We start from the raw sequence: 13,176 nt of genomic DNA, 5'->3' as shown, positions 1-13,176 counted from the left end.
AACGCCTGCGACATCCGGCGGCTGCCATAGCTGCCGCGTGTTTCCCGATGAATCTCCCGTGCGGCCATCAGCAGCGCTGCCGGCGAACGGCGCGCTGCTGGCCGCCTGGCACGTGCGTAATAGCTGCTACGTGAAACGCCTGTCACTTCGCACATCACGCTCACCGGCCAGGCCTTCTTCAGTGACCGGATCACTTCGGGAAGCGATCCATTTCCTTGACGAAGAAGGCCGTAGACTTCCTAAGAAACACACCTTCACGCTGGCGAGTCCTGAGGTTGCAGTGAATACCCAAATTGCGCCGCGCGGCGATGAAGCTGTTTGATGACGCGGTCCCTGTACTGCTGCTCGTAATGATCCGCACCCGGGTCGCGATAGTCCATGCCATAGCGCATCGCGTTATAAAACAGGACAGCGATCTTGCGCGCCGTCGCGGTCACGGCCTTGGCGTTGCCGATGCGCCCGGCGAGGCGCCGGTAGAATGCACCAAGCGCGGTATTGCTTCTTCCAACGGTCACCGCCGCAAGCCTCAGGGCGACTGTGATGCGACTGCTTGTTTTGCGCGTGTGCGATGACAGCACCTTGCCACCGCTGATCTTGCAGCCGGGCGAAAGCGTGAGCCATGAAGTGAAATGTTTGGCGGTTGGCCATCGGCTTAAGTCCGTTCCACATTCGCCAATCAGGCGCAGTGCAAGGAATGGGCCGATGCCGTGAATTTGCGTCAGGTCGGTCCCCGCGAGTTGGTACATGGCCGTGCGCACATCAAAGTTGGGATCGCTGGGCAGCTTGCTGCGATGCTTCGCCTTCGGCAACGGCGCATCCGGAATCGGATGAGCGATATTGAGAATCGCGACAGCGCGTTCGATCTCAACATCGCACTCGTCGATACACCGCTGGTAAAAGTCATACAGCGCAAGCGCCTGTTTCAAGGCGAATACGTGCTCGGGCTGGTAGTTGCCCACCAGCGCACTACGAATGGTCTCAAGGCTTTCCTTGCAGCGGACGTCGCGCATCGCCGCCAGCCTGTCTGGATCGCGTTCACCGGCGACGATCGCGCGGACGATCCGCATTCCAGTGACGCCCGTGATATCCGTGATCACGTGGTGCAACTGGATATTCATGAAGGTCAGCGCTTTCTGCATGTGCTGGATATGCGCGGCGGCATAGTCAGTATGCCTTTCGCGGCAACGCAGGTATGCGCGTAATTCCGCGATGTCGCGCCCAGGCCGGAAACTTGCCCGTAGTAGCCCACACGCGTGCAGTCGCTGCAGCCATTGTGCGTCGTTGACATCACTCTTTCTTCCAGGGACTGCGCGCGCCTCGCGTGCATTGGCAAGAACGACTTCAAGGCCCCGGGACTCCAGCACCTCGTAGGCGGCGACCCAGTACACGCCGGTCGACTCCATCACAACCGTCTTTGTGCCAGTCGCGACGAGCCAGTCCGCCATGCGTTGCAAATCGCTCGTAAATGCCTGGAATGTCTGCACCGGCTCGTCGCACAGATCTGGACTCACGGCGACAACATGGAACCGTGAACCGATATCAATACCGGCTGCAAACGGATGAATGATCGGCAACCCTGAGGGCTTGGATCGTGTTCGGTCTTTTGGCATCACCCACCTCCTGGATAATCAGGCGCAGGACGGGGACTCGGAATAGATCAATTTCCTAAACGGGGTCGCCCGAAGACGCCGCCACAGATGAGTCCGCAGCTTCCCCTGGGCCAGGTTTTTTGACGGGGTTCATACCTCCAAGAAGCTTACGGCCACTGTCTCTGCGTGCATCGAGTGTACTCCCCGGGAGTTTCTACTCATGAGGGGCGCGCGCAAGCGCGTAGGGCGGTTTTTTAGAATATCCCGCTCTCTCTCGAGATCGGCCACTCGCGCTTCCAGTTCGCGGATGCGACGCGCGTCCGCCTCGATCTCCAGCGTCGTGCGCGGCGGCTTTGCCTGCTCGGCACGCCACTGCGCTACCCAGCGACGCAGTGCGGTATCGCCCACGCCCATTGCCTCACAGGCCTGGGTAAACGAATAGCCCCTGCTGACCACCAGTTGTACCGCTTCCGCCTTGAATTCTTCAGGAATGTTCCGTCTGCTCATTGCTCACCTCAGTTGGAGAATTATCCCCTTTAGAGGTGTCCACAGTCATTGAACCACTACAGGTGCCGCCCCGCACAGGGGCAACACTAATAGACCACTAGCAATTCAAGGAAAGGCCAAAGCCCTAAGAACACTGACAACAAGCGCCGCAAAAGGCAAAAAACCCGAAAACCTTCAAACAACCCGAAAACCTTCAAACAACCCCCTCCGCCGCAGGCGCCCCTAGTGCATTACGAATAGCATTAGCCAGCTCAGCGGCTGCAAACTTAGCCACATACCCATTCGCCCCAGCATTCTTCACATGCGCCTCATTCGCCGCACCGGTCAAAGAAGAATGAATAATCACCGGAATATCCCGAGTCCGCTCATCAGCTTTGATCTGACGGGTCAACATGAACCCGTCCATCTCCGGCATCTCGAGATCGGTCAACACCAGCGCGATACTGTCCTTCACCCGCGTGCCGTTAGCCTGCGCTTCACGCGCGACCTGCTGCAACGTATTCCATGCCTCCTCGCCAGTCTTGGTCATCACGTAGTCCGCGCCGATCGCGCTCAACGCCTGCTCGATCAGCTTGCGCGCAAAACCGGAATCGTCAGCGGCGAGAATCTTCGCGCCGGGGCGGATGCCAAGCGCCTCACCCACAGAGGTCGGGTCGACGCTCGGATGCTGTGACGGAAACACGTCGCGCAACACCTGCTCTACGTCGATCACCTGGGCGAGCCGCGAATCGCCCGTGTTGCCGTCGATACGTGCAATGCTCGTCACTAGATTGCCACCGGCCGCGCCTTCAGCGGAAAGCACCTGGTTCCACTCAAGCCGCACGATGTCGTCCACTTCCTCGACTGCAAAAGCCTGCGTCGAACGCGCGAATTCCGTCACCAGCAAAATGTTCAAGCCGCGCGTCGGCTCGCAGCCCATCAGGCGCGGCAAGTCGATCACGGGAATAATCTGGCCGCGAATGTCCACCGCGCCCATCACGAACGGCGAAGAACCCGCAATCGGCGTCACCGGCGGCATCGTCGAGATTTCACGCACCTTGAAGACGTTGATGCCGTAGAGCTCATGCGCGTCGCTGCCGGGAACCGAACCCAGCCGATACAGCAACAACTCGAATTTATTGGAACTCGTCAGATTGCTGCGTTCGTCGTACGCGCGGTGATCTACTGCCATCGAATCTCTCCAGGGATTGCGGTGCGAGTGGTGCGCCATGCATACCGTTCGTTCGGCCCCGGCGCGTGCCCTACCTTTCTGTTATCGGCGCAGCAGCAGGAAAGTTCAGTGAATTCAGGCGGTTTGCCGATGCTTTCTGGTTAACCCCCAGCCGCTATTCAGGGCAGGAAGAGGCCGGCGGCTCTACAGCAAAAGCAGGAAATTCGTATGAAGGTTACCTAACGTTACAGAAGCGACAGCATGGTTTCACATGCTGGGTGATGCGCCTCCTAGAATGCACAGCGATAAGAGCGCGGCGCCGTTAGCCAGTCGCAAGCGACTTGCAAGGTATCAATGCAATCGCGTGCAATGGCCAAGGCGCACTCGCATCGCCGTCGTTTCGCTTCCACTCCAAGGAGAACGTATGATCCGCTTGCCTCTCGCCGCCATCACCAGTGCCTGCATGGCCAGCCTTATGGTCGTCGCTACCGCGGCCAGTGCTCAAACCGCGGCCGCGCCGGATGCCGTTCGCATTCATGCCGCCGACCAGGCCTTCATCACCGACGCCACCAAGGCTGTCTCCACGCAACGCGATGCCGCACGCATCGCCACTTCGCGCTCCACCGACCGGGACGTGAAGGCATTCGCAGAACGCGTGTCGAACGACAACGCGAAAATCTCCGACGCGCTGCGCGCCGCCAGCCCGCGTGGCGTCGACGTGCCGAAGAACGATCCGGACCCGGCGGTGCTCGCGAGCATCAATAACCTGCGCGGCGCCGACTTCGACAAGACCTACATCGAGCAGGTCGCACTCGCCGGCGAACAGAAAGCGCTGTCGGCCTTCCAGGCGGAAATCGCTTCGGGCCGCGACGAACAATTGAAGGACGCAGCGAAAAAGGCGCTGCCGACCATCCAGGAGCACTACGCGATGGCTCAGGAACTCGCCAAGCGTAAGCATCTGACTGCGCAGTAAGCCGGACACTAGACACACCCGGCACAGTCCACGCATCAAGGCGCGCGTCACGTTGCGGCGTGACGCGCGCCACCAGGCGGCATAGAAAAACGCCTCAAAAGGACGCTTAAAAACACGTCTAAAAAAGACGCCTCCAAAACCAGCAGCCCTCCCTCTCGCTCGCGCGCATCCAAGGCCGCTTGCACACAGCAGTCCAAACGCGTTCTTTTCGGCGATAATCGGCTTCGTTCTTTCAGGCCTGACCCGCGTGGCTTCCGCCGCGACTCAGGAAGCTTGCAAGCGGTTTCCCGATTCCACACGCATTCCATCAAAGCTCACCTCATGAGCAAGCCTGCCAATCTCCCGCAACAGTTGGACCATATGCTTCGCCAAGCCGTCGCGCTTCAGCAGAACGGCGCATTCGCCGAGGCCGAAGAACTCTACCGTGAGATTCTCGAACTGAAGCCACGCCATTTCGAGGCGCTGCAATTGTTGGGCTCGCTCGCGCTGCAGGCGGGTCGTGTCGAGGAGGGCATCGAGTTCCTCAGCAAGGCGCTCGCCATCAATGCCAAACAGGCGCCCGTCCATTCGAATCTCGCCTATGCGCTCAATGCCTTGCAACGTTTCGACGAAGCACTCGTGAGCGCCAATCGCGCGATCGCATTGCAATCGAAATTCCCGGACGCACTGAACAATCGCGGCAACGCGCAAGCCGGCCTGAACTTGCCGCTCGAAGCGCTCAGCAGCTTTGACCGCGCAATTGCCTTGATGCCGGATTTCGCGCAAGCCTGGAACAATCGCGCCTGCGTGCTGCGCGATCTGGGCCGTCCCGCCGATGCTCTCGCAAGCTGCGATCACGCGCTCGCATTGCAGCCGACCTACCCCGACGCGTGGAGCAATCGCGGTAATGCGCTCAGCGATCTGAATCAGGCGGACGAGGCGCGGCAAAGCTATCAGCGCGCGCTCGAACTCGCGCCTGCATTTGCCGATGCCTGGAACAACCTTGGCCTGACCCAGGTCGATCTCGGTGAGCACGCGCAAGCGTTGCAGAGCTACGAACGCGCACTGGCCGTCAATCCCGTCGCTGCCGAGACGCATTGGAACCAGTCGTTGTGTCTGCTGCAACTGGGGCAGCTAGAAGCGGGATGGAAGGAATACGAATGGCGCTGGGAGCGTAGCCGGATCAAAGCAGGCAGGCGCACCTTTGCGCAACCGCTTTGGATGGGCAATTTTTCGATCGACGGTAAAACGATTCTGCTTCACGCCGAGCAGGGTCTCGGCGACACGCTGCAGTTTTGCCGGTATGCCGGGATGGTGTCGAAGCTCGGCGCGAAAGTCGTGCTGGAAGTGCCGGGTGAGTTGATACGGCTAGTGTCCACGCTCGACGGAGTGGATCAATTGATCGAAGCGGGCGAGGCACTACCGCCGTTCGATTGTCACTGCCCATTGCTGAGTCTGCCGCTCGCGTTCAGGACCGATCTCGCGAGCATTCCGTCAAAGACGCCTTATCTGTTCGCCGACCCGCAAGCAACGCGTGAATGGCACGAACGTATCGCAGCACAGGCAGAAGGGCGCCTGAAGGTCGGACTCGTGTGGGCTGGCGGAAACCGGCCGCATGTCGCCGAACTCCGCAAGAACGACGCGCGCCGTTCGATTACGTTCGAGCGGCTCGCACCGATTCTCGATGTGCCGAACGTGCAGTTCTTCAGTCTGCAAAAGGGACCGTCTGCGCTTCAGTTGCCGCGCAACGATTCGCCCCCTAACGTCGTTGACTACACCGAAGAACTCGAGGACTTCGCCGACACGGCCGCGCTGGTGGCAAACCTCGACCTGGTGATATCGGTAGACACCTCCACCGCGCATCTGGCCGGAGCGCTAGACAAACCGGTATGGATTCTGAATCGTTTCGACACCTGCTGGCGCTGGATGCTGGAACGCACCGATACACCGTGGTATGCGCAAGCGAGGTTGTTCCGGCAGCCGGCATTGGGTGATTGGGACAGCGTGATTCGAAGCGCGCGTGACGCGTTGGCCGGGTTCGACGGCACGTTTGCCGAGACGCGCGTAGACTGAATGTCCGTTTATCGACGGTTAGGACACGGAGAATCATCAATGGAATACAGACATCTAGGTGCATCTGGTTTCAAGGTGCCGGTGCTGAGTTTCGGCACGGGCACATTCGGCGGCAAGGGCGAATTTTTCCAGGCGTGGGGCGCCACCGACGTCGCCGAAGCGCGTCGCTTGCTCGACATCTGTTTCGATGCGGGCGTCACGATGTTCGACAGTGCCGACATCTATTCGAGCGGCGCTTCCGAGTCGGTGCTCGGCGAAGCGCTCAAGGGCAAGCGCGACAAAGCGATCATTTCGACCAAAGCGACTTTCCGTTTCGACGACGGTCCGAACAATGTCGGCTCATCGCGCTTTCATCTGATTCAGGCGGTGGACGCAGCGCTCAAACGTCTGCAAACCGATTACATCGATCTGTTCCAGTTGCACGGTTTCGACGCGAAGACGCCTATCGCCGAAGTCATGTCGACTCTCGACGATCTCGTGCGCGCCGGCAAGATCCGCTACACCGGCGTGTCGAATTTTTCCGGCTGGCATCTGATGAAATCGCAGGACACCGCGGATCGTTACGGCTATCCGCGCTATGTCGCGAATCAGACTTACTACTCGCTGATCGGTCGCGATTACGAATGGGAGCTGATGCCGCTCGGCGTCGATCAAGGCGTGGGTGCGGTGGTGTGGAGTCCGCTCGGTTGGGGACGTCTCACCGGCAAGATCAAGCGCGGCCAACCGTTGCCGGAAACGAGCCGTCTGCACAAAACCTCTGACATGGGGCCGCCGGTGCCGGACGAGTATCTGTTCCGGGTGCTCGACGCAATCGACGAGGTTGCGGCCGAAACCGGGAAGACCGTGCCGCAAATCGCGCTGAATTGGCTGCTGCAGCGGCCTACTGTATCGACAGTGCTGATCGGTGCGCGTAACGAAGAACAGTTGCGGCAGAACCTTGGCGCGGTGGGTTGGAATCTGACACCCGACCAGGTGGCGAAACTCGACGCTGCCAGCGCTGTACGTCCCGCGTATCCGTACTGGCATCAGGAAGGATTTGCCGAGCGTAATCCGAAGGCGGTTTAAGCACGCGTCTTTGGCTTTTTCACGGCGTTACCACGCGCTCCGGCTCGACGGCTATTTAATGAGTTCTGCCGGAGCGGCGAACAGTTCGCTGTAATAGCGGCGACTGAGGTTGTTGTCGCGCATCGCAAGCGTCGCTCGCCGATCTGATCCATCACGCCGTCATAACGTGCATACGCAGCGGCGCGTTCGGTATCGGCTGGTTTGCCGGCGCTAGGGAAGTGTGCGGTGCCGCGAGTGAACGCGCCCGGCACCACGATCGAGGTTTCGATACCGAAGCGCGCGATTTCGTAGGCGAGGGTGACGGCCAAAGAATCCATCGCCGCCTTTGCCGCACCGTAAGGACCGAGGAAGGGAGGAAAACCGCCCTTGGTCGTCGTGCTGCTGATCCACAACATCAAGCCCGCTTCCTGCTGGCGCAGATACGGCAGCACCGCACGGTTCACACGCTGCGCGCCGAACAGGTTGGTGTCGAACACCTTCACCATTTCTTCGGGTGTGAACGCTTCGGTCGGGCCGACCACCAGATGTCCCGCGTTCTGCATCACCACGTCGAGCCGTCCTTGCTCTCGGACGATCGTCGCGGCGGCGGCATCGGCGGATTCCTGCGACAACACGTCGAGTTCGAGCGGATGCAACTGGATGTCCTTCGCTTGGGCGAGCGCCCGCATTTCGTCGGCGCGCGGCTTGTTGCGTCCTTCGACATCGCGCATCGTCGCGTAGACGATATGGCCGGCTTCGGCCAAGGATTGTGCGGTGAGCTTGCCGATGCCCGTACCCGCGCCCGTCACCAGAATGACGTTCTTCTGCATTTTTCTTCTCCGATTCGATGAAAGTGATGCGACGTAAAGGTGCTGTCAGAGAGGCGCTTTACGTGTTTTCAAGCTGGATTAAGTGGGTTAGGCCACGCCGCCGTTGGCGCGCAGGATCTGGCCATTGACCCAGCCTGCATCCGGGCCGGCGAGGAAGGACACGACCGACGCGATGTCGTCCGGTTGGCCGAGGCGTTGCAGCGGCGGCATTTTGGCGAAGGTCTGGATCTGTTCTTCGGTCTTGCCGTCGAGGAACAGCGAGGTCGCGATCGGGCCTGGCGCCACCGCGTTGACGGTGATGTTGCGGCCGCGCAGTTCCTTGGCGAACACATGCGTGAAGGCTTCGACGGCGGCCTTGGTGCCGTTGTAGATCGCGTAGCCCGGCATGTTCAGCGCCAGCGTCGTGCTCGAAAAGTTGACGATGCGTCCGCCGTTGTTCATCCGTGCTGCCGCTTCGCGCAGCGTGTTGAAGGTGCCGCGCACGTTGATGTCGAAGGTCTGGTCGTACAGCGCGTCGCTGGTGTCGGCGAGCGGCACTGTCTTCAGTACGCCGGCGTTGTTGACCAGCACGTCCACTTTGCCGAGTTGCTGTTCGGTGGTTTCGAACATGCGACGCACGTCGTCGGCGTTCGACACATCGGCCTTCACTGCGATGGCCTTGGTGCCTGCCGCCGTGAGTTCCGCGACCAGCGCATCGGCTTCCGACGAGCTCGATGCATAGTTGACGGCAACCGCAAAGCCGTCCTTGGCGAGGCGTTGTGCAACCGCTGCGCCGATGCCACGGGATGCGCCGGTAACGATGGCGACTTGTGCGTTCTTGATCGTGTTCATGATTCGTTTCCTTCTGTGTGGTGAGTTGGTGAAACGAATCTTGGTCGCTTTCGTGGAAGAGATAATCTGGTTAAAATTGCCATAATCATTCCATTCACTTCAATAATTGGCCGACGAGCGGCCGGATCGCCGGCCCGGCACAAAGGCATCAACCATGGATCGTTTCGAGGAAATGCGGGTGTTCATCCGGATCGCCGAGCGGCAAAGCTTTACGCGCGCTTCGGACGATCTGCAGATTCCGCGCGCCACCGTCACCAACCTGATGAAGCGCATGGAGCAGCGGCTCGGCGCGCGGCTTCTCGAACGCACCACGCGCTCGGTACGCCTCACGCATGACGGCGAGGCGTACTACCGGCGCTGCGTGCGGCTGATTGCCGATATGGAGGAGGCGGAGGGCTCGTTTTCCAACATCGCGCCGAAGGGCCTATTGCGCGTGAATCTGCAGGGCACCTTGGCCCGGCACTTCGTCGTGCCGGCGCTGCCGGCGTTTCTCGCGCGGTTTCCCGACATTGAGTTGACGATCGGCGAGGACGACCGGCTGGTCGATCTGGTGCGGGAGGGGATCGATTGCGTGTTGCGGGCGGGCAATCTGCAGGATTCGTCGATGGTGGGGCGGCGCGTGGCGCAGTTACCGCAAGTGACAGTGGCGAGCCCGACTTATCTGGAGGCGTATGGCGAGCCGGCCGATCCGGCGGCTTTGTCTACGCATCGGGCGGTCAACTATCTGTCCAGCGCGACCGGCAAGCCGGTGCCGCTCGAATTCAGAATCGACGGCCGCGATACCGCCACGTACCTGCCGTCGACGGTGTCGGTGACCGGCGCCGATCTCTACACCGGCTCGGCGGTGGCCGGGCTCGGCATCGTGCAAGTGCCGCAATACCGTGTGGCGAGTGAACTGGCGTCGGGTCGGCTGAAGATCATTCTCGCGGACTTCCCGCCGCCGCCGATGCCGGTTTCGGTGCTGTATCCGCAGAATCGCCAGTTGTCGTCGCGGGTGCGGGTGTTTGCGCAATGGTTGCGCGATATTTTCGAGGCGGCGGGGGCGCAGACGGGTTCGCGGTAAACGTGTGAGTTCAGCGCGTGCGCGCGGCGATTGTCATATGGTGCGAGCAGTCCGTGCTTTTGCGTAAGCCGCGCTGCGTATCGTGGGATCATACGGGCTGTGCTGGGCGATATTGCTTTTTGCACGGTACGGAAAAACAGGAGCAGGACGATGATCGATGGACTGGTGGGCGGGCGCTTGTACGGCGAGGCGCAGATCCGCACGGGGCAGAATGGTAAGCGCTTTGTGACCTGCAAGGTCCGGGCGACCACCAATGACGGCGATACGATTTTCGTCAACGTGATTGCGTTTGATGATGATGTGCAGACGGCGTTGCTTGCTCTGTCGGACGCAGATAGCGTCGCGTTGAGTGGCGCGTTGACGCCTAAGGTTTGGACTGACAAGAATGGGTTGATTAAGCCTGCTGTGGATATGGTTGCGCATAAGGTGCTTGTGGGGTATTTGAGGGAAGGGTAATGGTTTTTTGTTGCCTTCGCGGCGCTTTTTGTCTGTGTTCTTGGGGTGTTGGCCTTTCCTTGCATTGTTAGTGGTCTATTAGCGTTGCCCCTGTGCGGGGCGGCACCTACTTCTCTTTGCCGGCTGCAAAGAGAAGTAGGCAAGAGAAAGCAGCTCAAACCGCTACTGCTAAGCGGGCACCGTGGTCTGCTACGGGTAGTGGTGCATCTGGAATCTGGGTTCGTGCACCTGCAGGCGCCAGTGACAAGGGTGTCATACTTCCGGCGGCGCTGCGCGCGCCGAAGAGTACTTCTTAAAACCACCCGTTACGTTTTCGCGCTCCCGCCTCATTCGGCGTGGTGGCTCGGCGTGTATCGCCTCGATTGCTCTCGGCACTTCAGTGTTTTATTCGAAGTGCGAAATTCGAACTCGTGCTCGTTCGACCTAGCGATAAGTCGGAGGTCGAGAAACAATACTTCGAATATCCGGCGGTAATCTCGCATTCATCGCTTCGCCGAGACGAAGCCGATGGACCCCGCTGCGCCAACCGAAGCCGCTGGTTTCCCATGCAGACCCGTCCGCGACGCACGTAGTGCGGAGTGGGAGCTGATGAGTCCTTTGTCACTAACGCGGAACGTGGGAGAGCACGGATTCCAGATGCACCACTACCCGCAGCAGACCACGGGCCCCACTTAGCATTAGCGGTTTGAGCTGCTTTCTCTTGCCTACTTCTCTTTGCAGCCGGCAAAGAGAAGTAGGTGCTGCCCCGCACAGGGGCAACGCTAATAGACCACTAACAATACAAGGAAAGGCACCAAAGCCAGATCAAGGAAAGGCCAAAGCCCTAAGAACACTGACAACAAGCGCCGCGCAGGCAACTGAGTTCCATATGCCCCGAACAAGAGCAACACCAATCAGCCCATTACAAAATTCGGACAGGCGCCACCGCAGGAAAACCTTCAGTAAGCACTCAGCCAGGCATAAACCCGCTATTTCGTGATTAACAACATCCTGAATCCCCGAAAGCATCCTAATATCAAGGCGAACTGAAAAAACGACAGGGGAAAGCCATCATGTATCGTCATCGTTCGCTGGGTGTGGTGACGGGCGCGTCGCCGCTCGCAAGCGTCGACGTGTTGAGCAGGATGACCGCGGCCTGGCGCCGGCCCGGCGCGGCCAAGCCGTTCGACTTCGTCCTCGAGCAGCATTCGTGGCAAGGACCGGCGACGCCAGGCGCCGCGAGCGCGCCATTCAAGATCCACGTGTTCGACACGATTCGCGCCTTCGAGAAACGCGGTGTCGACGCGATCGTCCTGCCGTGCTTCCTCAGCCACACCTTCATCGACGAACTCTCGGCGAACGTGGCGCCGCCGATCGCCAACATCATGGCTGCGCTCTCAGCGCACGTGCGACAGGCTTTCCCATCGGTCCGCCGTATCGGCGTGCTGACTTCCGGCACGATCCGCCGCCACGGCCTTTTCGAACGCTATTTCGACAATGCGCGGTTCGACGTGCTGCATCCACGTGACGAAGCGGGCGTCGATTGCGTAACGAGCGCCGTGTACGGCGACCAGGGCATCAAATGCGGGCATCTGTACGGCCGGCCAGTCGAGTTGTTGCGCGCCGCTTGCGCGGACCTCATTGCGCAAGGCGCGGAGATCATCGTACCCGGACTCGCCGAAATCCCCCTGGTGGCGCGCGCACTCGGCACGCTGGAAGTGCCGTTCGTCGATACCAATCTCGTCTACGCGCGCTACGTCGCAGCGGCGCAATATGCGCAGCCGGAGCGGCGTTTCAAGGTGGGCGTGCTGGGCGGTGTCGGCCCGGCGGCGACTGTCGATTTCATGGCGAAGCTGGTGCGCAACACGCCCGCCGCCTGCGATCAGGATCACATCAAGGTCATGGTCGAGCAGAATCCGCAGATTCCGGATCGCACTGAAGCGCTGCTCGGTAACGGCGACGATCCGACGCTCGCGCTCTATGCCGCATGCAAGACGCTCGAAGAGGGCGGCGCCGATCTCATCGCGATTCCGTGCAATACGGCGCATGCGTTCGTCGATCGGATTCAGCCGGCATTGACCATTCCGATCGTCAATATGCTGACCTGTACCGCCGATTATCTGCGCGAGGCTTTCCCGAGCCTGCGCGAAGTCGGTGTGCTGGCCACCTCGGGCACGCTGGCGAGCCGGGTCTACGAGAAGGCGCTCGAAGCATGCGGCTTCGTGCAGATCGCGCCGGCCACGGCCGCCCAGGCCCGGCTCATGAACGCGATTTATGGGCCGAGTGGCGCCAAGGCGGGCTACACGTCGGGTGAGTGCTGTGACGACCTCGCCGCTGCGGTGGATGATCTGGTCGCGCAAGGCGTGCAGGTCATCGTGCTGGGCTGCACCGAGTTGCCGCTGCTGCTGCGCGGTTCGACGCTGAAGCGGCCGGATGGTTTGGTGGTGCAGCTTGTCGATCCGACCGAAGTGCTGGCAAAACGCTGCGTGGCTTACGCGCTCGGCGGAAGCGGAGTGGCGCAGGCCGCTTCGGAACCGGCGGAGCCGGTGATGGGCCGGTTTAACGTGGAAAGCGTCTTCGGCTAGGGTCGGGCAGACCCGGCTGGTTCCGGCTTGCGCGCGGCCCCGCGCTGCGCCGGAAAACCTTGTATTTCCCTCCCGCCGCCGCCATTTCCTGACGACTGCGCGGTTCCTCTGAAACGG

The 13,176-nt window shown here is 60.6% G+C and carries 10 protein-coding genes and 2 pseudogenes; 6 read left to right on the top strand and 6 right to left on the bottom strand.

The features are described from left to right. The 4 genes and pseudogenes from P3T25_RS38400 to P3T25_RS38385 all read right to left on the bottom strand — a co-directional run. A pseudogene (locus P3T25_RS38400) lies at window positions 1-194 on the bottom strand (IS3 family transposase); the annotation flags it as partial. 60 nt (window positions 195-254) lie between these two features. Further along, window positions 255-1,610, bottom strand: coding sequence for an IS110 family transposase (locus P3T25_RS38395; protein WP_063495238.1), 1,356 nt, complete (start codon window positions 1,608-1,610; stop codon window positions 255-257). Window positions 1,611-1,841: 231 nt separating this feature from the next. Continuing rightward, a pseudogene (locus tag P3T25_RS38390) lies at window positions 1,842-2,096 on the bottom strand (transposase); the annotation flags it as partial. 193 nt (window positions 2,097-2,289) lie between these two features. Beyond that, window positions 2,290-3,267 carry a chemotaxis protein gene (locus P3T25_RS38385; RefSeq protein ID WP_429362354.1) on the bottom strand — a complete coding sequence of 326 codons (978 nt, stop codon included), beginning with the start codon at window positions 3,265-3,267 and terminating at the stop codon, window positions 2,290-2,292. Between the two features lie 403 nt (window positions 3,268-3,670). On the opposite strand from P3T25_RS38385, the gene P3T25_RS38380 reads away from it, so the two are divergent. The 3 genes from P3T25_RS38380 (at window position 3,671) to P3T25_RS38370 (ending at window position 7,336) form a co-directional block, all read left to right on the top strand. Then, a complete protein-coding gene (locus P3T25_RS38380; protein WP_266241387.1) occupies window positions 3,671-4,219 on the top strand; it encodes a DUF4142 domain-containing protein in 549 nt (182 codons plus the stop codon). Window positions 4,220-4,540: 321 nt separating this feature from the next. Beyond that, on the top strand, window positions 4,541-6,271 hold the full coding sequence (locus tag P3T25_RS38375; RefSeq protein ID WP_429362352.1) for a tetratricopeptide repeat protein: 1,731 nt from the start codon (window positions 4,541-4,543) through the stop codon (window positions 6,269-6,271). Between the two features lie 39 nt (window positions 6,272-6,310). After that, window positions 6,311-7,336 carry an aldo/keto reductase gene (locus P3T25_RS38370; RefSeq protein ID WP_429362350.1) on the top strand — a complete coding sequence of 342 codons (1,026 nt, stop codon included), beginning with the start codon at window positions 6,311-6,313 and terminating at the stop codon, window positions 7,334-7,336. Here the strand turns inward: P3T25_RS38370 and P3T25_RS38365 are convergent. Then, complete coding sequence (locus P3T25_RS38365; RefSeq protein WP_429362348.1) at window positions 7,333-8,145, bottom strand: SDR family NAD(P)-dependent oxidoreductase; 813 nt, start codon at window positions 8,143-8,145, stop codon at window positions 7,333-7,335. The two genes, P3T25_RS38370 and P3T25_RS38365, sit on opposite strands and share 4 nt — an antisense overlap. A gap of 87 nt (window positions 8,146-8,232) precedes the next feature. After that, window positions 8,233-8,976, bottom strand: coding sequence for an SDR family oxidoreductase (locus P3T25_RS38360; protein ID WP_154567612.1), 744 nt, complete (start codon window positions 8,974-8,976; stop codon window positions 8,233-8,235). A gap of 154 nt (window positions 8,977-9,130) precedes the next feature. On the opposite strand from P3T25_RS38360, the gene P3T25_RS38355 reads away from it, so the two are divergent. The 3 genes from P3T25_RS38355 to P3T25_RS38345 all read left to right on the top strand — a co-directional run bounded on the left by P3T25_RS38355 (window position 9,131) and on the right by P3T25_RS38345 (window position 13,059). Then, on the top strand, window positions 9,131-10,039 hold the full coding sequence (locus P3T25_RS38355; RefSeq protein ID WP_429362346.1) for a LysR family transcriptional regulator: 909 nt from the start codon (window positions 9,131-9,133) through the stop codon (window positions 10,037-10,039). Between the two features lie 150 nt (window positions 10,040-10,189). After that, window positions 10,190-10,495, top strand: a complete 306-nt coding sequence (locus tag P3T25_RS38350) for a single-stranded DNA-binding protein (protein ID WP_154567610.1) — start codon at window positions 10,190-10,192, stop codon at window positions 10,493-10,495. A 1,052-nt stretch (window positions 10,496-11,547) separates the two neighbouring features. Then, on the top strand, window positions 11,548-13,059 hold the full coding sequence (locus P3T25_RS38345; RefSeq protein WP_429362344.1) for an aspartate/glutamate racemase family protein: 1,512 nt from the start codon (window positions 11,548-11,550) through the stop codon (window positions 13,057-13,059). Window positions 13,060-13,176: the final 117 nt, after the last annotated feature.

Origin of the sequence: Paraburkholderia sp. GAS32 (assembly GCF_050434225.1) — a bacterium.
Taxonomy (GTDB): Bacteria; Pseudomonadota; Gammaproteobacteria; order Burkholderiales; family Burkholderiaceae; genus Paraburkholderia; species Paraburkholderia madseniana.
The sequence above is the reverse complement of the archived record's forward strand: the minus strand, read 5'-3'. Positions and strand labels throughout refer to the sequence as shown.